Source organism: Rhodococcus sp. WB9 (assembly GCF_007558985.1).
Classification (GTDB): domain Bacteria; phylum Actinomycetota; class Actinomycetes; order Mycobacteriales; family Mycobacteriaceae; genus Rhodococcus_F; species Rhodococcus_F opacus.
In genome coordinates, this window is record NZ_CP041769.1 from 1139128 (window position 1) to 1157580 (window position 18453).

Below are 18453 nucleotides of genomic sequence, written 5' to 3' on the forward strand. Positions count from 1 at the left end.
GACGTGCTGTGGACTTTGATCTGACCGAGGATCAGGCGACGATCCGAGATGCGGTGCGAGAGCTCGCCGGCAAGTTCGACGAGCAGTACTGGGTGGAGAAGGACAGCGAGCACGAGTTCCCCACCGAGTTCTACGACGCGTTCGCCAAGGGCGGCTGGCTCGGCATCACCACGCCGGAGGCGTACGGCGGGCACGGGATGGGCATCACCGAGGCCTCGATCCTGCTCGAGGAGGTCGCCGCGTCCGGCGCCGGCATGAACGGCGCGAGTTCGATGCACCTGTCGATCTTCGGGATGCACCCGGTGATCGTGCACGGCTCCGAGGAACTCAAGCAGCGCACGCTCCCGCGGATCGTCGACGGCGACCTGCACGTGTGCTTCGGTGTCACCGAGCCCGGTGCCGGCCTCGACACCACCAAGATCACCACCTTCGCGCGGCGCGAGGGCGACAAGTACATCGTCAACGGCCGCAAGGTCTGGATCTCCAAGGCGATGGAGTCGGAGAAGATCCTTCTCCTCACGCGCACCACGAAATTCGAGGACGCGAAGAAGAAGACGGACGGACTCACGCTCTTCCTCACCGACCTGGACCGCTCGAAGGTCGACATCCGCCCGATCAAGAAGATGGGGCGCAACGCGGTCACGTCGAACGAGTTGTTCATCGACAACCTCGAGATTCCCGTCGAGGACCGCGTGGGTGAGGAAGGCAAGGGCTTCAAGTACATTCTCGACGGTCTCAACCCGGAGCGCATGCTCGTCGCGTCCGAGGCTCTCGGCATCGGCCGGGCCGCCCTGCGCCGGGGCGTCCAGTACGCCAATGAGCGTGAGGTGTTCGGCCGGCCCATCGGCATGAATCAGGGCCTGCAGTTCCCGCTCGCGGATTCGCTCGCGCGACTCGACGCCGCGGAACTCGTTCTGCGCAAGGCGACATGGCTCTACGACAACGGAAAGCCGTGCGCCCGTGAGGCCAACATGGCCAAGTATCTCTGCGCCGACGCCGGTTTCCAGGCCGCGGACCGCGCCCTGCAGACCCACGGTGGGATGGGTTACTCGGAGGAGTACCACGTGGCCCGGTACTTCCGCGAAGCCCGCCTGACCAAGATCGCCCCGCTCAGCCAGGAGATGGTCCTCAACTACCTCGGCGAGCACGTCCTCGGCCTCCCCAGGAGCTACTGATGTTCGAACTCACCGGAAAGTCCGCACTCGTCACCGGTGCCGGCAGCGGCATCGGCGCATCGGTCGCGCACGCCTACGCCCGCGCGGGTGCGGCCGTGCTCGTCACCGACGTCGACGGCGACGCCGCCGCCGCGGTGGCCGCGGAGATCACCGCTGCCGGTGGCTCGGCGAAGTCCGCGGCCCTCGACGTCCGCGACGGCGAGGCCGCCGCCGCTGCGGCGGAGCAGGCCGCCGCGCTGAACGACGGCACACTCAACATCCTGGTCAACAACGCGGGCGCCATCGCGCCCGCGATGTTCCCGAACCTCGAAGAAGACGACTTCCGCCGCATCGTCGACATCCACCTCGTCGGCAGCTTCGTGTGCAGCAAGGCCGTCCTCCCGTACCTACCTACCGACGGCAGCGGGCGCATCATCAACGTCACCTCCGCCGCCGGCCTGGTGGGCACCATCGGGCAGGCCAATTACGGTGCCGCGAAGGCGGGCATCATCGGTCTCACGAAGTCGCTGGCGCGTGAACTCGCCAAGAAGCAGGTGACGGTGAACGCGCTCGCCCCACTCGCCGCCACCAAGATGACGGAGAACATCCGCAGCAACGAGAAGCTCGCCGCCAAGACGCTCGCGCGGATCCCGTTGGGCCGCTGGGCCGAACCGGAGGAGATCTCGGCCAGTTTCGTGTTCTTCGCGTCCGACGGCGCGGCGTACATCACGGGCCAGGTGCTGCCCGTCGACGGTGGAACGGTGATCTGATGGCCGACAAGCGCAACCCTTTCCAGCGCTCCGCCCGTGAAGTGATCATCGCGGAATCCGCCCGTACGCCGATGGGCAAGTCGCACCCGGACCGCGGCTGGTTCCGCGACACCCATCCCAACGACATGCTCGGCGCGGTGTACACCGACCTGATCCGCCGCAGCGGCCTCGACCCAGCCGTCGTCGAAGACCTCGTGATCGGCTGCACCGCACCGTTCGGCGAGCAGTCCCGCAACATCGGCCGCAACGCCTGGCTGCAGGTGGGTTACCCGCCGGAGGTCCCGGCCGTCGTTTTGGACCGTCGCTGCGGATCCGCCCAGACCGCGGTCGAGATGGGCGCCGCCCTGGTCGGTTCCGGCACCCACGACGTCGTTCTCGCCGGCGGTGTCGAACACATGGGCCACGTGCCGATGAACTCACCGGCCAAGATCTCCGAACTGTACGGCGACCCGTGGCCGGACGCGCTGCGCGACCGATACGACTTCGTGAACCAGGGCGAGAGCGCCGAACTCATCGCCGACCGGTGGGAGATCTCCCGGCAGGAGATGGACGAGTTCGCCGTCCGCTCCCATCGCCTGGCGACCGAGGCCATCGAGGCAGGCCGTTTCGACGCGGAGATGATCCCCCTCGATCTCGCCGGCGAGACCCGCTCCAGCGACCAGCCGGTCCGTCCCGGCACGAGCCTCGACAGCCTCGCCGGGCTGAAGACGGCGTTCCGCGCGAACGGCCGCATCACGGCGGGCAGTTCGTCGCCGATCTCGGACGGGGCGGCCGGTGTTCTGCTGGCCTCCCGCGAGGCGGTCGACGCGCACGGACTGCAGGCCCGGGCGCGGATCCTCGATCAGACCACCGTCGGGGTGGACCCGATCATCATGCTGACCGGTCCGATCCCGGCCACCCGGAAGTTGCTCGACCGCAACGGGATGAGCATGAACGACATCGATCTCTTCGAGGTCAACGAGGCGTTCGGTTCGGTCGTCCTGGCCTGGGAGCGGGAACTGAAGCCCGACATGGACCGGGTCAACGTCAACGGCGGTGCGATCGCGCTCGGACACCCGGTCGGCGCGACCGGCGCCCGGCTCATCGCCACGATCGTCGCGGAACTCGAGCGGCGCGACGCCGAAATCGGCCTGGTGACCATGTGCTGCGGCGGCGGCCTGGGAACTGCCACCCTGATCCAGCGGATCGACTGATGATCGACCTGACACCGCACATCCGGCCCGGCGACGGGATCTGGTGGAGCCAGACGAGCGCGGAACCCACCCCGCTCGTCCACGCCCTGCTCGACCAGGTCTCGTCGATCGGCCCGGTCCGGGCGTTCGTGGGACTCACCTGGAATCGGCGGTTGACGAGCGAATTGCCCGACGAACTCTCCGTCGTCTCCTACGGTGGCCTCGGCGAACTCCGCCGTCTCGCCCGCCTCGAGGTCGTGCCCTGCCATTACGGGGCGCTGCCGCGGCTGTTCGCCGAACGGCGGCTGCCGTGCGACGTCGGCTTCGTGCAGGTGTCACCGCCGGACTCCGCCGGGAACTGCTCGCTCGGGGTCGGTGTCGACTACATCGCGGACGCACTCGACCACACACCGGTCCTCATCGCCGAGATCAACCGGCGTATGCCCGTCACTCTCGGCGCACCACGAATTCCGTTGTCGCGGTTTGCCGCGGTGATGGAGACCGACCGGCCGCTGCTCGAGGCGCCGGACCGCGAGCCCGCCGCGGTGGAACTGGCGATCGCACGGAACGTCGCCGATCTCGTGGCGGACGGAGACACGATCCAGATCGGCGTCGGGACGCTGCCGTCCGCCGTTCTCACCGCCCTCGAGGGACACAAGGACCTCGGGATGCACTCGGGCATGATCTCCGACGCGGCGCTCCGGCTGATCGACCGCGGCGTCCTCACCGGGGCGCGGAAGGAGATCGACCCGGGACTGCACGTGACGGGAGCCGCGCTGGGAACGGCGGCGCTGTACGACAGGTTGCCGGGACTTCCGGTTGCGTTCCGGCCGGCGAGTTACACCCATGCGCCGCAGGTGCTCTCGCAGTTGCGGTCGTTCGTGTCGATCAACTCGGCGATCGAGGTGGACCTGACCGGGCAGGTCGGCGCGGAGCTGCGCAACACGACCTACGCCGGTGCCGTCGGGGGCCAGGTGGACTTCTCCCGGGCCGCGGCGATGACCGGCGGCCGCTCGATCATCGCGATGCGCGCGGATTCGCGGGGGGAGTCGACGATCAAGACGGCCCTGGAATACGGCGCGGTCACCACCGCCCGGGCCGACGTGGACTTCGTGGTCACCGAACACGGTGCCGCGGCGCTGCGCGGGTGTTCCCTCCCCGAGCGTGCGCGGCGCATGATCGCGGTGGCGGCACCCGAGCATCGCGAGAAACTGGAATTCGAACTCGAGGAGTACGACCTTGCGTCCGCAACGGAGTGAGAGGAAAGGAGTCGACGCCATGGCGCGTCCCCAGCAGGTCCAGATTCGTGAGGTCGGTCCGCGCGACGGTTTCCAGAACGAACCGGAGCGCATCCCGACCGGCGACAAGGTCCGGTTGATCAACGCTCTCGGACGGGCGGGATTCACCCGGATCGAGGTCGCCAGTTTCGTGCGACCCGACGTGATCCCGCAACTCGCGGACGGGGTGGAGGTGCTCGAACGGATCGACGTGCCGGACACCACGAAGCTGATGGTGCTCGTCCCCAACAGCAAGGGGCTGGACAACGCACTGAAGGTGCGCGACAAGTTCCACGAGGTCGCGATCTTCGTGAGTGCGTCGGAGACCCACAACAAGAAGAACGTCAATCGCACCGTCGACGAGACCATGGCCGACAACGACGTCATGGCCAAGCGGATCGTCGCCGAGGGTCTCGACTGCGCCGCGGTGATCGCGACGTCGTTCGGGTGCCCGTTCGAGGGCAAGGTGGAGCTGACCCGGGTACTTGACCTGGCCGAACGGTTCGCCGAGGCCGGGGCCACCGAAATCGGTTTCGGCGACACCACCGGCATGTGCAACCCGGCCTATGCGTCGGAGTTCTTCGCCGCGGCGCTCGACCGGCTGCCCGGCGTCGAGGTGACCGCCCACTTCCACAACACCCGTGGGCAGGGTCTCGCCAACGCGTACGCGGCACTCGAGGCCGGATGCGCTAGCTTCGAATCGAGCTTCGGTGAACTGGGCGGCTGCCCCGTTCCGGCGGGCTCGACGGGCAACATCGCCACCGAAGACCTCGTGAGCATGTTCCACGAGATGGGCGTCGAGACGGGTCTCGACCTTCCACGGGTCATCGAGGCGGCACGGGAAGCGCAGTCCGTGCTCGGCCGCAAGCTCACCAGTCACTCCATCGTCGCCGGCCCCATCGAGTGGGCCCGGCGCTGACACCGGCCGACCAACAATTCACGAAAGACACAGACGGAGAAGAACATGAGTAATCGAGTTGCATTCGTGACCGGCGGTGCGCAGGGCATCGGCAAGGGTATTTCCGACGCACTGGGCGCCGCGGGCTTCCGTGTGGCCGTCGCCGATCTCAACGTGGAGGTCGCGGAGGAGACCGCCGCCGGTATTCGCGACGCCGGCGGCGAGGCGATCGCCGTGCCCGTCGACGTCACCGACACGGCGTCCGTGCAGGCGGCGGTGAAGCAGGTCGCCGAGCAGTTCGGCCCGGTCGAGATCGTAGTCAACAACGCCGGCTGGGACGACTTCATGCCGTTCCTGAAGACGGACGAGGCGTTCTGGGACCGGATCCTCGACATCAACTTCAAGGGCCAGCTGCGGGTCATCCAGGCGACGGTCCCGGGCATGGTCGAGCGCGGCTTCGGCCGGGTCATCAACATCGGTTCGGACGCCGGCCGCGTCGGCTCGTCGCTCGAGGCCGTCTACTCGGGCGCCAAGGGCGGCATCATCGCCTTCACCAAGACCCTCGCCCGTGAGGTCGCGACCAAGGGCGTCACCGCGAACACGGTGTGCCCCGGCCCGACCGACACCCCGGCGCTGCGCAAGTTCGCCGACAGCTCGGGACAGGACGCCGACAAGGTGATCGGCGGTATGACCCGCGCCGTGCCGATGAAGCGGCTCGGCCAGGCGACCGACATCGGTGCCGCAGTGGCGTACTTCGCCTCCGACGCAGCCGAATTCGTCACCGGACAGACCCTGTCGGTCAGTGGTGGCCTGACGATGTCCTGACGGACACCGATTTGAAAGGTGCGGCCCGGTTTCCGGGCCGCACCTTCGGCATTCGCGGGGTCGGACGGTAACGATCGTTTACGGATGTGCCTATGATCGTGGCATGACGAACAACGGTGAATCAACGGATTTCGTGTCCTGGACGGCGGTCGGGGAGTTCGAGGACATCCGACACGAGCACAGTGGTGACGGGATCGCGAAGATCACGATCTGCCGGCCGGAGGTGCGCAACGCGTTCCGTCCGCAGACGTTGATGGAAATCTCCGAGGCTCTCGTCGACGCCCGTGAGGACTCCTCGGTCGGTGTCATCGTTCTGACGGGAGAGGGCCCCGACGCGTTCTGTTCGGGTGGCGATCAGCGGGTGCGCGGCGACACCGGCTACCTCACCGAGCCCGGCAAGGCGGGCAGTGTCGGCCGGTTCCACGTCACCGACCTGCAGATCCAGATCCGGCGCCTGCCGAAGCCGGTCGTGGCGATGGTCGCGGGCTACGCGATCGGCGGCGGGCACATCCTGCACCTGGTCTGCGACCTGTCCATCGCTGCGGACAACGCCCGGTTCGGTCAGGTCGGGCCGAAGGTCGGGTCGTTCGACGGCGGCTACGGCGCGGGGTTGCTCGCCGAACTCGTCGGGGTGAAGAAGGCCAAGGAGATCTGGTTCCTGTGCCGTCAGTACGACGCGCAGGAGGCGCGCGAGATGGGGCTGGTCAACACCGTCGTCCCGCTCGCCGACCTGGAGCGGGAAACAGTGCAGTGGTGCCGCGAGATGCTCGAGCTCTCACCGTTCGCGCTGCGGCTCATGAAGGCGAGCTTCAACGCCGCGGAGGACGGCATGGCCGGTATTCAGCAGCTCGCCCACGACGCGAATCTGCTCTTCTACTCGACGGACGAGGCGAAGGAAGGCCGGGAGGCCTACAAGGCGAAGCGGCGCCCCGAGTTCGAGAAGTTCCCGCGGCGACCCTGATCTTCCATTTCGGTCCGACAATTAGTATGGTTGGGTCAATACCCTACGTGAGTGGCAATGCGTCCCCGGGCGCACATTGCCACTCACGTGGGACTGGACCGAGAAGGATGGTGTGCATGTCGGAAACCGCAACGCCCGCAGTCGCGTGGAGCGACGTCGACGCCGGCGTCATGACGATCACGTTGCAGCGTCGGCCGGCGAACGCCCTCGGGCTGCCGATCATCGACGGCCTGAACGCGGCGCTCGACGCGGCCGATGCCGACGGCTCGGTGAAGGTGATCGTCGTCCGCTCGGACATTCCGGGCTTCTTCGCGGCCGGTGCCGACATCAAGCACATGTCGTCCGTGGACGCGGAGTCCTTCACCGCATACGGCGATCGGCTCCGTGGGGCACTCGACCGGCTCGCCTCGGCCGACCGCATCTCGATCGCCGCGGTGGACGGCCTCGCGCTCGGCGGTGGCCTCGAACTCGCCATGGCCTGCACCCTGCGGGTCGGCGGCGCGGACGCGAAGTTCGGGCTGCCCGAGGTGAAGCTGGGGCTGATCCCCGGAGCCGGTGGAACACAGCGCCTTCCGCGTCTCGTGGGTCGCGGCCGCGCCCTGGACATCATGCTCAGTGCCCGGCAGGTCCTCGCCCCCGAGGCGCACGCGATCGGTCTGATCGACCGGCTCGTCGACGCCGGCGCCGCGACGGACGCCGCGCAGGCGCTCGCGGCCGAACTCTGCACGATGTCGCTGCCCGCGCAGCGCGCCGTCATCCGCACGGTCGACGCGTCGTTCGACACGCCGATCGAGGATGGCTTCGCGTTCGAGGTCGCCCAGGAGCAGGATCTGTTCGAGAACGGAGAGGCGAAGGAGGGCATCACCGCCTTCCTCGAGAAGCGCGCTCCGCGCTTCTCCTGAGCGCCATGTCGTCCGGGCGTGCCGGAAGGGGTGCGATCGCGCTCGCCCTGTTCCTCGTCTATGTGATCTGGGGATCGATCTACCTCGCGATCCGTCTGGTGATCGAGGAGGTCCCGCCGCTCGGCTCGATGGGTGCACGGTTCCTGCTCGCCGCCGTGTTGATGGCCGCGTTCCTGGCCTGTCGCGGCGGCTGGCGGCGGCTGCGCCTCACCTGGCGTGAGACGGCAGGTGCCGCGTTCCTCGGTGTGCTGCTGCTCGCCTGCGGCAACGGCCTGACCTCGGTGGGCCAACTGCACGGAGTTCCCTCCGGGGTGACGGCGCTCCTCGTCGCGATGGTGCCGCTGTGGATCTGCATCTACCGCACCCTGTCCGGCGACCGGCCGCGGGTGCTGGAACTGGCCGGTGTCGGTGTGGGACTGATCGGTCTCGCAATCCTGGTGCTGCCGCACGGCGGTGACCGGTCCGGACTCCCGCTCGTGGGTGTGGCCGTCATCGTGCTGTCCAGTCTGTCGTGGTCGTTCGGGTCGTGGATCAAGCCGCGGATCTGGCTGCCCGACGACGTGTATGTCAGTGCGATGTACCAGCTTCTGGCAGCCGGCGCGGCGATGGCGCTCGCATCGATCGCGACGGGAGAACGCCTGGACGGCGAGATCGGTCCCCGAGCGTGGGGTGCGTTCGGCTACCTCGTGGTGTTCGGCTCGATCGTCGGGTTCACCGCGTACGCCTGGCTGCTGCACCACGCCCCGCTGCCGCTGGTGGCCACCCATACGTATGTGAACCCGGTGGTCGCGGTGGCGCTCGGATCGGTCGTGCTGTCCGAGCCCGTCACTCCCGCGCTGGTGGCCGGGGGAGCGGTGGTACTGCTGTCGGTCGTGCTGGTCGTCAGCGCGCATGCCCGAACGCGACCGTCGGGGGATTCCGCCACGAACGGTTCCAAGGTATTATTATCGGACCAAAAATTGGCGGGAGGCGGGTAGATGTCGCAGGACACCGTGAAACGCTCGTTCACCGGACCGCTGTCGGGCCTGAAGGTGGTCGAGATCGGCTCGATCGGACCCGGGCCGTTCTGCGCCATGCTGCTGGCCGATCTCGGCGCCGACGTGATTCGCGTGGACCGTGCCGCCGGTGCCGGGTTGGTCGGCCCGAACGCCGACTTCCGCGCCGAACTGCTGCACCGCGGTCGCCGCTCGGTCGCCGTCGACCTCAAGCACCCGGACGGTGCGGAGGTGGTGCTCTCGCTCGTAGCCGACGCCGACGTCCTGATCGAGGGCTTCCGCCCCGGAGTCGCCGAGCGACTCGGCATCGGACCGGACGAATGCGCCGCACGGAACCCCGGGCTGATCTACGGCCGCATGACGGGTTTCGGGCAGGACGGACCGCTCACGCAGCACGTCGGCCACGACATCAACTACGTGGCGCTGAGTGGCGCCCTGTCGCTCATCGGCCGGCAGGGTCAACCGCCCACCCCGCCGCTCAGTCTGATCGGCGACTTCGGTGGCGGGGGAATGGTTCTCGCCCTCGGGATCGTGTCCGCACTCTTCGAAAAGCAACGCTCGGGGCTCGGGCAGGTGATCGACGCCTCCATGGTCGAGGGCGCCGCACTCCTCGCGACACCGTTCTTCGGGTTCGCGCAGACCGGAACGTGGGACACGGAGCGCGGCACCAACATCGTCGACAGCGGCGCGCCCTATTACGACGCCTACGAGACCGCCGACGGAAAGTGGCTGGCCGTCGGCGCGATGGAACCGCACTTCTACGCCGACCTGGTGGCACTTCTGGACCTGCCCGACGACCTGCCGGACCAGAACGACCGTGCGCAGTGGCCGCAGATGAAGAAGATCTTCGCCGACGCCGTGCGCGGCCGCACCCTCGCGGACTGGCTCGACGCCGCCGAGGGGCGCACACCCTGCATTGCGCCCGTCCTGGACGTCGACGAGGCACCGTCGCACCCGCACCACGTCGCGCGCGGAGCGTTCATCGACGTCGACGGCCTCGTCCAACCGGCGCCGGCACCCAGATTCAGCCGGACGCCGGCGACGCTGGACCGCCGTCCGCCGGTGCCCGGCGAACACACCACCGAGATCCTGACCGACTGGGGGATCGGGTCCGGCCGCGTCGCCGACTGGCTGCGCTCGGGCGCGGTGCGCCAGGCCGCTACAGAGACCTGACCGGCCGGACGCGCCGCGCCCGGACCACACACTGACGGCGATCACCTGGAATCGCCGAACTTGAGAAGGAGTGAACTCGTGACCGAGCCCACCACATGGGAGACGTTCACGCTCGAGCGGCCGGAACCCGGCATCGCCGTCGTGACGTTGAATCGCCCCGAACGTATGAACTCGATGACGAACACCATGTTCGTCGAACTGGAGAAGGTTGCGCTGCAACTGGATCACGAGCACGACCTCCGTGTCGTGATCCTCACCGGCGCCGGTAAGGCGTTCTGCGGTGGATTCGACCTCGACGACGCCGAAGGGCTGTCGTCGCTGACGCCGATGGGGATGCTGGACCAGCAGGAACTGGCGGCGCGGGCACTCGCGGCCATCCGCAGCATCCGCGTCCCGGTCATCGCGGCGGTCAACGGTGCGGCCGCGGGCGGTGGACTGTCCCTGTCGCTCGCCGCCGACATCCGGATCGGCTCGCCGGCGGCGCGGTTCAACGCGGCGTTCGTGCGGATCGGTCTCTCGGCCGGCGACCTCGGTGCCTCCTGGCACCTGCCCCGGCTCATCGGTCCTGCACGGGCCGCGGAGTTCGCCTACACCGGCCGTTTCATCGAGGCCGTCGAGGCCGAGTCCCTCGGGCTGCTGAACGCCGTCGTTCCGGCCGAGTCGTTGCTCGACGAGGCGCTCGCGATGGCTCGCCTGATCAGTGCGAATTCCCCTGCCGGAGTGCAGCTGTCGAAGCGTGCCCTCCACGCGAACATGGAGGTGTCGTCGTATGCCGCCGCGCTGGAACTCGAGAACCGCGGTCAGGCGCTGCTCACCCGCGGCGAGGACATGCCCGAAGCCCTGGCGGCGTTCAAGGAAAAGCGCAACCCGAAGTTCACGGGGCGGTGACCGGCATGACGCAGACGGAAACGCGGGAGAATACAGCGGTGCTGAGCAACTACACGCCGCCCCAGCTGGAGACCCTCACCCTCGAGGTGATCGAGGGCAAGATCGCCGTCCTCACGATCGACCGGCCCGACCGGATGAACTCGATGACCGTGAAGATGTTCGAGGAGTTCAACACCGCCGCATACGCATTGCGGGACACGGACGCCCGGGCGCTGATCATCCGAGGCGCGGGCGACCGGGTGTTCTGTGCCGGGTTCGATCTGGACGAGATCTCCGTCATCACCGAAATGGGTGTCCGCGAGTTCCTGAGGTTCCAGGAGACCGCGACCGGTGGGTTGGCAGCGCTGTACCACCTGCCGTTCCCCGTGATCGCGGCGATTCACGGTGCCGCGGCGGGAGGCGGGATGGCTCTCGCTCTCGCCGCCGACATCCGCCTCGTCGCGCCGACTGCGAAATTCAACGCGGCGTTCGTCAAGGTCGGTCTGTCCGTGGGTGAACTGGGCACGTCGTGGAAGCTCACCCGGCTCGTCGGGCCGGGTCGCGCGGCAGAGATCTCCTACACTGCGCGCTTCGTCGGCGCCGAGGAAGCCGCCCGGATCGGGTTGGCCAACCTGGTCGTGCCGAGCCAGGACCTGTTCGACGAGGCCGTCGCGATGGCCGAGGCAATCGCCTCGAACTCCCCGGGCGGTGTCAGGATGTCGAAGCGGGCTCTGCAGCGGAACCAGGAAGTCACGTCGTACTCGGCGGCACTGGAGTTGGAGAACCGGGGACAGGCGCTGCTCACCCGGTGCGCCGACATGCCGGAGGCGCTTGCCGCGTTCAAGGAGAAGCGGGCGCCGCGCTTCACCGGCCAGTAGGTATCAACGAATGAGAACACGGATGGAGGCGAGCGCATGACCTGGGAATGGACGCCCGACACGCTTGGTGCGCTGGAGACGTTCCTGCGCGATCGGGGCATCACCGACGGCCCGCTGACGACGTCCCGGATCGGCGACGGGCACTCCAACCTGACGTTCCTGGTGTCCGACGGGGTCCGTCAGGTGATTGTCCGCCGTCCCCCGCCTCCGCCGGTTCCGCCGGGCGCCCACGACATGCTGCGGGAGGCACGCCTCGTGGGCGGCCTCGCGGGCAGTGGCGTGCCGGTGGCGGACGTCCTCGCCGTAGGCCAGACCGGTGACGTGCTCGATGTCCCGTTCTACGTCATGGATTACGTTGCGGGGCCGGTGGTTACCGTCGAGACCCCATCCGCGTTGAGCGCGCCCGCAGATCGGCGCCGCATCGGGGAGGCGCTGATCGACACCCTCGCCGCGCTGCACGCGGTGGACTGGCAGGCCGCCGGACTGGGTGATCTCGGACGGCCCGAGGGATTCAACGAGCGTCACCTGCGCCGCATGGGCAGGCTGGTGGCAGCCGAGGACGGGACACCGCCGCCGGAGTTCGCGGACATCGACGCGTGGCTCGGAGCCAATGTGCCCGCCGAGTCCGGTGCGGCGATCATCCACAACGACTACCGCATCGGCAACGTCATCCTCGCCCCGGACTCGCCGGGACGTATTGCCGCAGTGTTGGACTGGGAGCTCGCGACGATCGGCGACCCCCTGTTCGATCTCGGCTATTTCCTCGCGTCCTATCCGGTCGAGGGGGAGCAGCGGACCCCGACCGAAGACCTCGGTGTGGCGGTCCTCGAGGAGGGCTACCCGACCCGCGACGAATTGGCCCAGCGGTACGCGGCCGCTACCGGCGCCGACCTGTCGAACCTGAACTGGTACACGGCACTGGCCCTGTGGAAGCTGGCGGTGCTGTACGAATACGGGCGCCGCCGGGCCGTCGCCGGAGTCGGTGATCAGTACTACCGCGACGGGGCACTCGTGCGTGCCTTCCTCGACGCCGCCCACCGCGCGGCCGGGCTGGCATCGTCCGTGGTCTGACCCCTGTGTCAACGCTGTCTCAGAAGGGATGTGTGCATGGATCCGATCGGGCTGGCCACCTGGCTGCGCCGCCGCGCCGAGCGGGACGGAGACCGGGCCGCACTCAGCTTCGCCGGTGAGACCCTGTCGTTCGCCGAACTGCAGCACCAGATCGAAGGCTTCGCGGACGTGCTGGCCGCGTGCGAAGTCGGCGCGGGCGACCGCGTGGCCTACGTCGGTTTCAACCACAGCCGGTTTCTGGTGGCACTCTTTGCGACCGCTCGACTCGGTGCGGTATTCGTGCCGCTCAACTTCCGGTTCACGGGTAGCGAACTCGCGCACAATATTCAGGACAGCGACGCCCGTCTGCTCATTGCCGACCCCGAGCACACGTCCCCCGTCGACGACGTGCGCGACGGCCTCGGCGTGCACTGCTGGCTGCGGATCGGCGAGGGCGCGGACGGCTGGGAAGGAATCGACGACCTGCTGGCGCAGCGACCCCGCCACGTCGGCGAGGTCGCCGTCGACGCAGATTCGCCCGCCCTGATCCTGTACACGTCAGGAACCACAGGAAGGCCGAAGGGCGCCGTACTCACGCACCGGAACCTGTGGACCAACAACGTCAACTGGATGTTGGCGGTGAACTACAACGCCGAGCACGTGGCGCTCACGTCGGCGCCCCTCTTCCATTCCGGTGGCATGTGCGTTATGACGCTCCCGACACTGATGGCCGGTGGCCACGTCGTCGTCCACGAGCAGTTCGACGCGGGGACGCTGCTCGACGACATCGAGCGGTATCGGGTGACATCGCTGTTCATGGTGCCGGCCATGATGTTGTTCGCGAGCAAGCACGAGCGCTTCGCTACCGCAGACTTGTCGAGCGTCCGCATCATCGTCGCGGGTGCGGCGCCGGTCCCCGAGCCGATGCTGCGGTTGTACGGGGCGCGCGGGATTCCCGTGAGTCAGTGCTGGGGTCTGACCGAGGCGGCGACCGGTGCGACCTTCCTGGGGACGGACCGCGCTCTGGACAAGCTCGGGTCGTGCGGCACCGCCGGCATGCTGAACGAGGTGCGGCTGACCGACGCCGACGGCAACGCGGTGACGACGCCGGGCGTGCACGGAGAACTGTGCGTGCGCGGCGACACCGTGACCCCGGGATACTGGAACATGCCTGAGGAAACTGCCGCCGCGCTCGGCCCGGACGGCTGGCTGCGCACCGGTGACGTGGCCTACCAAGACGAGGACGGCTATTACTACATTGCGGACCGGCTCAAGGACATGATCATCAGCGGTGGTGAGAACGTGTACCCCGCGGAGGTCGAGAGCGTGCTGTACGGCCATCCGGCCGTCGCCGAGGTCGCGGTGATCGGTGCCCCGGACGATCGATGGGGAGAACGTGTGGTGGCGGTGGTCGTCCTCGCACAGGGAGCGCGTCTCGACCTGGAGGCCCTCCGGGAATTCGCCGGCGCCGAACTGGCCCGGTACAAGCTTCCCCTCGAATTGCGCATCGTAGACCTTCTCCCTCGGAACACGACCGGGAAGGTCCTCAAGCACGAGTTGCGTGCGATGAGCGGCACCGGCGCCTGACTGTTGGCACGACGACGGTCACGCGCGATGACACGTGACCGTCGCTGTGGTGCAGGTTTTTCCGGAATGATTGCGCCCGACCACCTGGACGACGGCGAAGGTGCGGCCGCGGTAGATCACTCTGGGCGCGAAGGTGATCGGTTCGGTGCCCGGGCAGGGTCGGGCGTACGACATGGCGATCGACGTCGTCCGGAACTCGGCCTCCGCTGTCACCGCGGAGTGGCCGGCGATCTCGGATGCGCACAGGAGGACCCCGCCGTGGACGTTGCCCAGCGGATTGCGGAGTGATTCCGACGGTTCGAGCTCGAGGCCGGCGGAGGCGTTGTCCCGCCTGTGGTGGGCGCCGAGCAGTTCGATGATCGAGCAGGCACCCGCTCCGGCCCAGGTGATGTCGTCGGGCAACGATCTGGACGGAATCTCCGCGGCGACGAAGCGGAGCCGGGCACTTCCGATCGCCACTACCCGTCCGGACTCGTCGACGATCCGCCCACTCGCCAGGCCCCCGTCCGGATCGACGGCGACGACTTCGCTCTCTGCGCGGAGGATCGACCCGTCGAGCGCAGGGCTGCGGGAGAAGTCCAGGTGAAGTTCCGTCGTGACGGACCAGTGCCCGGCCGGGGCGCGGGCGGTGATCGGGTCCCCCGTGACGTCGTCCATCAGCACACCGAGCGCACCGCGGCACGGAATCCCCCGTTCGTCGGAGAGCCATGGTCCGGTCGTCATCGTGGACGTGCCGTGGGTGGCGTCGCCGGTCACGGGTGTTACTCGGAACAGTGCTTCGGCACCGGTTGCGACGAAGGGGAGTGCGGTGACTCCTCGATGGTCATGTCCCTCCTGGACAGACGGAGAAGGCCTGCCGACGGACGCGAGTGTCGTCGGCAGGCCTCCCTGATGCGTGTGGGTCAGACTCCGCGCTGGGCCTTCGCGGCTTCGCTGGCGGCCTTGCTCTTTTCCCGGGCGGCGGCCCAGTCTTCGTTGCTCATCGACGTCAGTCCGGCGAAAGTGCCGGGGCCGGCGAGCATTTGGCCGCCGTCCATGGCGATGGTCTGGCCGGTGAGATAGTCGCAGGCGTCGGAGAGCAGGAAGATGGTGAGGTTGGCGAGTTCCTCCATGGTGCCCATCCGGCCCATCGGCACCTGGTCGGCCTGGGTGGCGCCGACGGCACTCTTCTCGGTGGGGTTGAGCATCTCCCACGCGTAGTCAGTCGGAATCGGTCCGGGGGCCAGCGCATTGAGGCGGATGCCGTAGCGCGCCCATTCGACGGCGAGCGACATCGTCATCGAGTGCACGGCAGCCTTCGCCATCGCGGACGGGACGACGAACGCGGAGCCGCTCCACACCCAGGTGGTGAGCGTGGACAGGACGACGCCCTTGGTTCCGCCTTCGATCCAGCGGCGGCCCGCGGCGTGGGTGGTGTTGAACGACCCGTTCATCACGGTCGACGTCACGGCTTCGAAGGCGCGGGGGCTGAGCGATTCGGTGGGGGCGATGAAGTTCGCGGCGGCGTTGTTGATCACGCCGGTCAGCGGGCCGTGCAGCGTCCAGATCTCGTCCATCGCGGACGACACGAGTTCGGCGTTGCGGACGTCGACGGTCTGCCAGTGCACCGAGCCCGGTCGGGAGACGGATGCCTCCGCGGCGGCCTCTTCGAGGACGGCGGGCCGGCGGCCCCACAGGTGGACTTCGGCGCCGTGGTCGACGAGGTGGCGGGCGACGCCGCGACCGAGTCCGGTGCCGCCGCCGGTGATGAGCACGCGCTTGCCCGCGAGGGCGTCGGACGCGAAGGGGGATGTGGTCATGCGCTGGTCCTAATGGTCGGGAACGAGGGCTACAGGCCCAGGCTCTTGCTGATGATCTCGCGCTGAATCTCGTTGGTACCGCCGTAGATCGGCGGCGCCAGGGAGCGGCGGACCTGTTCCTCCATGCCGTATTCGCGGGTGTAGCCGTAGCCGCCCATCATCTGCATCGCCTCGAGTGCGGTCTTTTTCGCGATTTCGGTACACCTCAGCTTAGCCATCGAGCCCTCGCGGTTGAGGTTGTCTTCCTCGCCCGCGTCGATCCGCTCTGCTACCTCGTACACGAAGGATTTCGCGAAGGCGATGTCCGTGGCTAGATCGGCGATCCGGTGCCGGATGGCCTGGAAACTGCTGATCTTCTGGCCGAATTGCTCACGCTCGGTGACGAAGGCGATCACGTCGTCGAGTGAGCGCTGGGCGCCGCCGAGTGCCATCGCTGCGATGATGAGGCGTTCGACGCTGAGTCCCCGCATGAGGTGGCGCCACGCCTGGTTCGGTGTGCCGACGACGGCGCTCGCAGGGACGGCGACGTCGGTGAAGTACAGGTCGTTGCAGGTCCGGGCCTCCATGGTCTTGATTTCGTGAATTTCGAGGCCGGGCGTATCGGTCGGGACCATGAACAGGGTCAGGCCCTGGTGTTTGCTGCCGGTGTTGTCGGTCCGGGCGAGAAGCAGGATGTGCTCGGCGACGTGGGCCGCGGAGATCCACGTCTTCTGGCCGTTGATGACGTAGTGGTCGTCGACCAGTTCCGCCTTGATCCGGACACCACCGAGGTCGGAACCCGCGCCGGGCTCGCTGAGGGCGATCGCCTCGAGCTTGCCTGCGGCCATGTTCCCGACGATGGTGCGCTTCTGCTCCTCGGTGCCGTAGCGCAGGTAGGTCTGGGCTGCCGTGAGGCCGGTGGAATAGGCGGTGATGGGTGCGAGGCCGCGTGCGGATTCTTCGAGGAAGATGCATTCCTCGACCATTCCGGCGCCGCCACCGCCATACTCCTCCGGTAGTGAGACGGCAAGCCAGCCGAGGCCGGCGAACTTGTCGAGGATGAGGGGGCTGTTCGCCACGGTGCCGCCCTCGGTCAACAGGTCACGTTGCTGGAGGGTCTTGCATTCGGCGTCGCAGAACTCGCGGACGGCGACCGCGAACTCTCGTTGCTCTGGGGTGAAACGCATGTGGCCTGCTGCTCTCTGTGACGAGTCCTGGGAAGTGAGTTGCCGGACGGCGAGGCGGGAGACAGCCCCGCCGTCCGGAAGTCATGGGTCAGGCGCCGCGGAACTTGGAGAAGTCGGGCTTGCGCTTCTCGTTGAATGCGCTGATGCCCTCGATCGCCTCGGCGGACTCACCGAACAGCTTGAGGGTCGAGTAGGCCATGTTGCCCTGCGCGATGAAGTGCTCGGTGTCGGCGTTGAGGGACTGCTTGAGCACCTTCAGCGACGTCGGCGACAGCTGCAGGATCTCGTCCGCCCACGCCCGGACCTCGGCCCGCAACTGGTCACCGGGCACGACCTTGTTGACCAACCCCCAGTCGAGGGCCTGCTCGGCGCTGTAGCGGCGGCAGAGGAACCAGATCTCCCGGGCGCGCTTCTCGCCGATCGCGCGCGCCAGGTAGCCGGTGCCGAGGCCGGCGTCGAATGATCCCACGCGCGGGCCGTTCTGCCCGAAGATGGCGTGATCGGCGGCGATGGACAGGTCGCACAGCAGGTGCAGCACGTGGCCGCCACCGACCGCGACGCCGTTGACCGCGGCGATCACGGGCTTGGGCACATCGCGGAGCACGCGGTGCAGCGCCTCGACCTCGAACAGGCCGCTGTCGGACGGGCCGTAGTCGCCCGTCTCCATGCGCTGCTTCTGGTCGCCACCCGAGCAGAAGGCCTTCTCGCCGGCGCCGGTGAGCGCGATCGCCCCGACCTCGGAGCTGCCCCAGGCCTTCTTGAACGACTTCACCAACTCGTCGACCGTCTTCGCGCGGAACGCGTTGTACCGCTCGGGCCGGTTGATCGTGATCCAGGCGAGTCCGTTCTCGACCTCGTACGTCACATCCGTGAAGTCACTCGTGAAGTCACTCATCGACCTGTTGGTCCTTTCGTGTTGCCCGCGGAGCGCCAGCCCCGCGAAGTTCTTTTGGTCTTACCTTATGACGAAAATAGCGCT

18 protein-coding genes are annotated in these 18453 nt (G+C 67.9%); 14 read left to right on the forward strand and 4 right to left on the reverse strand.

Going from position 1 to position 18453, the window contains the following annotated elements:
* Positions 1–8: 8 nt before the first annotated feature.
* The 14 genes from FND50_RS05485 (at position 9) to FND50_RS05550 (ending at position 14509) form a co-directional block, all read left to right on the forward strand.
* Positions 9–1175 (forward strand): acyl-CoA dehydrogenase family protein, encoded by a 1167-nt coding sequence (locus FND50_RS05485; protein ID WP_016882310.1) that lies wholly within the window; start codon positions 9–11, stop codon positions 1173–1175.
* A complete protein-coding gene (locus FND50_RS05490) occupies positions 1175–1924 on the forward strand; it encodes an SDR family NAD(P)-dependent oxidoreductase (RefSeq protein WP_144285026.1) in 750 nt (249 codons plus the stop codon). Before FND50_RS05485 ends, FND50_RS05490 begins: the two co-directional genes overlap by 1 nt.
* Positions 1924–3117 (forward strand): thiolase family protein, encoded by a 1194-nt coding sequence (locus FND50_RS05495; RefSeq protein WP_144285027.1) that lies wholly within the window; start codon positions 1924–1926, stop codon positions 3115–3117. Before FND50_RS05490 ends, FND50_RS05495 begins: the two co-directional genes overlap by 1 nt.
* Positions 3117–4355, forward strand: a complete 1239-nt coding sequence (locus FND50_RS05500) for an acetyl-CoA hydrolase/transferase family protein (protein ID WP_144285028.1) — start codon at positions 3117–3119, stop codon at positions 4353–4355. Before FND50_RS05495 ends, FND50_RS05500 begins: the two co-directional genes overlap by 1 nt.
* A 19-nt stretch (positions 4356–4374) precedes the next feature.
* A complete protein-coding gene (locus FND50_RS05505; protein ID WP_144285029.1) occupies positions 4375–5292 on the forward strand; it encodes a hydroxymethylglutaryl-CoA lyase in 918 nt (305 codons plus the stop codon).
* Between the two features lie 45 nt (positions 5293–5337).
* On the forward strand, positions 5338–6096 hold the full coding sequence (locus FND50_RS05510) for an SDR family NAD(P)-dependent oxidoreductase (RefSeq protein ID WP_144285030.1): 759 nt from the start codon (positions 5338–5340) through the stop codon (positions 6094–6096).
* 103 nt (positions 6097–6199) lie between these two features.
* Positions 6200–7057 (forward strand): 1,4-dihydroxy-2-naphthoyl-CoA synthase, encoded by an 858-nt coding sequence (menB, locus tag FND50_RS05515; protein ID WP_144285031.1) that lies wholly within the window; start codon positions 6200–6202, stop codon positions 7055–7057.
* A gap of 116 nt (positions 7058–7173) precedes the next feature.
* Positions 7174–7959 (forward strand): enoyl-CoA hydratase/isomerase family protein, encoded by a 786-nt coding sequence (locus tag FND50_RS05520; RefSeq protein WP_144285032.1) that lies wholly within the window; start codon positions 7174–7176, stop codon positions 7957–7959.
* A gap of 5 nt (positions 7960–7964) precedes the next feature.
* Positions 7965–8936 carry an EamA family transporter gene (locus FND50_RS05525; RefSeq protein ID WP_144285033.1) on the forward strand — a complete coding sequence of 324 codons (972 nt, stop codon included), beginning with the start codon at positions 7965–7967 and terminating at the stop codon, positions 8934–8936.
* Positions 8937–10127: a CaiB/BaiF CoA-transferase family protein gene (locus tag FND50_RS05530; RefSeq protein ID WP_144285034.1), complete on the forward strand. Its 1191-nt coding sequence runs from the start codon at positions 8937–8939 to the stop codon at positions 10125–10127.
* A 78-nt stretch (positions 10128–10205) separates the two neighbouring features.
* Entirely contained in the window at positions 10206–11015 is an 810-nt protein-coding gene (locus tag FND50_RS05535) for an enoyl-CoA hydratase/isomerase family protein (RefSeq protein WP_112300226.1), read from the forward strand.
* 5 nt (positions 11016–11020) lie between these two features.
* The gene (locus FND50_RS05540) at positions 11021–11872 is read left to right on the forward strand and encodes an enoyl-CoA hydratase/isomerase family protein (protein WP_144285035.1); all 852 of its coding nucleotides are present in this window, start codon (positions 11021–11023) and stop codon (positions 11870–11872) included.
* Positions 11873–11908: 36 nt separating this feature from the next.
* Positions 11909–12943 (forward strand): phosphotransferase family protein, encoded by a 1035-nt coding sequence (locus tag FND50_RS05545; RefSeq protein WP_144285036.1) that lies wholly within the window; start codon positions 11909–11911, stop codon positions 12941–12943.
* A gap of 36 nt (positions 12944–12979) precedes the next feature.
* Positions 12980–14509, forward strand: coding sequence for a long-chain fatty acid--CoA ligase (locus FND50_RS05550; RefSeq protein ID WP_144285037.1), 1530 nt, complete (start codon positions 12980–12982; stop codon positions 14507–14509).
* Positions 14510–14527: 18 nt separating this feature from the next.
* Here the strand turns inward: FND50_RS05550 and FND50_RS05555 are convergent, their stop codons facing one another.
* The 4 genes from FND50_RS05555 to FND50_RS05570 all read right to left on the reverse strand — a co-directional run bounded on the left by FND50_RS05555 (position 14528) and on the right by FND50_RS05570 (position 18369).
* Positions 14528–15265: a PaaI family thioesterase gene (locus FND50_RS05555; protein WP_260850916.1), complete on the reverse strand. Its 738-nt coding sequence runs from the start codon at positions 15263–15265 to the stop codon at positions 14528–14530.
* 146 nt (positions 15266–15411) lie between these two features.
* Positions 15412–16308, reverse strand: a complete 897-nt coding sequence (locus FND50_RS05560) for an SDR family oxidoreductase (protein ID WP_144285038.1) — start codon at positions 16306–16308, stop codon at positions 15412–15414.
* 29 nt (positions 16309–16337) lie between these two features.
* Positions 16338–17474, reverse strand: coding sequence for an acyl-CoA dehydrogenase family protein (locus FND50_RS05565; protein ID WP_144285039.1), 1137 nt, complete (start codon positions 17472–17474; stop codon positions 16338–16340).
* An 88-nt stretch (positions 17475–17562) separates the two neighbouring features.
* Positions 17563–18369, reverse strand: a complete 807-nt coding sequence (locus tag FND50_RS05570; protein ID WP_144285040.1) for an enoyl-CoA hydratase-related protein — start codon at positions 18367–18369, stop codon at positions 17563–17565.
* Between the last annotated feature and the right edge of the window lie 84 nt (positions 18370–18453).

Excerpts from the sequence above, each read along its gene's own strand:
- FND50_RS05540 (WP_144285035.1), top strand. The coding sequence starts at position 11,021 with ATGACGCAGACGGAAACGCGGGAGAATACAGCGGTGCTGAGCAACTAC.
- FND50_RS05530 (WP_144285034.1), top strand. The coding sequence starts at position 8,937 with ATGTCGCAGGACACCGTGAAACGCTCGTTCACCGGACCGCTGTCGGGC.
- FND50_RS05520 (WP_144285032.1), top strand. The coding sequence starts at position 7,174 with ATGTCGGAAACCGCAACGCCCGCAGTCGCGTGGAGCGACGTCGACGCC.
- FND50_RS05550 (WP_144285037.1), top strand. The coding sequence starts at position 12,980 with ATGGATCCGATCGGGCTGGCCACCTGGCTGCGCCGCCGCGCCGAGCGG.
- FND50_RS05495 (WP_144285027.1), top strand. The coding sequence starts at position 1,924 with ATGGCCGACAAGCGCAACCCTTTCCAGCGCTCCGCCCGTGAAGTGATC.
- FND50_RS05570 (WP_144285040.1), bottom strand. The coding sequence starts at position 18,369 with ATGAGTGACTTCACGAGTGACTTCACGGATGTGACGTACGAGGTCGAG.
- FND50_RS05565 (WP_144285039.1), bottom strand. The coding sequence starts at position 17,474 with ATGCGTTTCACCCCAGAGCAACGAGAGTTCGCGGTCGCCGTCCGCGAG.
- FND50_RS05490 (WP_144285026.1), top strand. The coding sequence starts at position 1,175 with ATGTTCGAACTCACCGGAAAGTCCGCACTCGTCACCGGTGCCGGCAGC.
- FND50_RS05545 (WP_144285036.1), top strand. The coding sequence starts at position 11,909 with ATGACCTGGGAATGGACGCCCGACACGCTTGGTGCGCTGGAGACGTTC.
- FND50_RS05510 (WP_144285030.1), top strand. The coding sequence starts at position 5,338 with ATGAGTAATCGAGTTGCATTCGTGACCGGCGGTGCGCAGGGCATCGGC.
- FND50_RS05560 (WP_144285038.1), bottom strand. The coding sequence starts at position 16,308 with ATGACCACATCCCCCTTCGCGTCCGACGCCCTCGCGGGCAAGCGCGTG.
- FND50_RS05500 (WP_144285028.1), top strand. The coding sequence starts at position 3,117 with ATGATCGACCTGACACCGCACATCCGGCCCGGCGACGGGATCTGGTGG.
- FND50_RS05505 (WP_144285029.1), top strand. The coding sequence starts at position 4,375 with ATGGCGCGTCCCCAGCAGGTCCAGATTCGTGAGGTCGGTCCGCGCGAC.
- FND50_RS05525 (WP_144285033.1), top strand. The coding sequence starts at position 7,965 with ATGTCGTCCGGGCGTGCCGGAAGGGGTGCGATCGCGCTCGCCCTGTTC.
- menB (WP_144285031.1), top strand. The coding sequence starts at position 6,200 with ATGACGAACAACGGTGAATCAACGGATTTCGTGTCCTGGACGGCGGTC.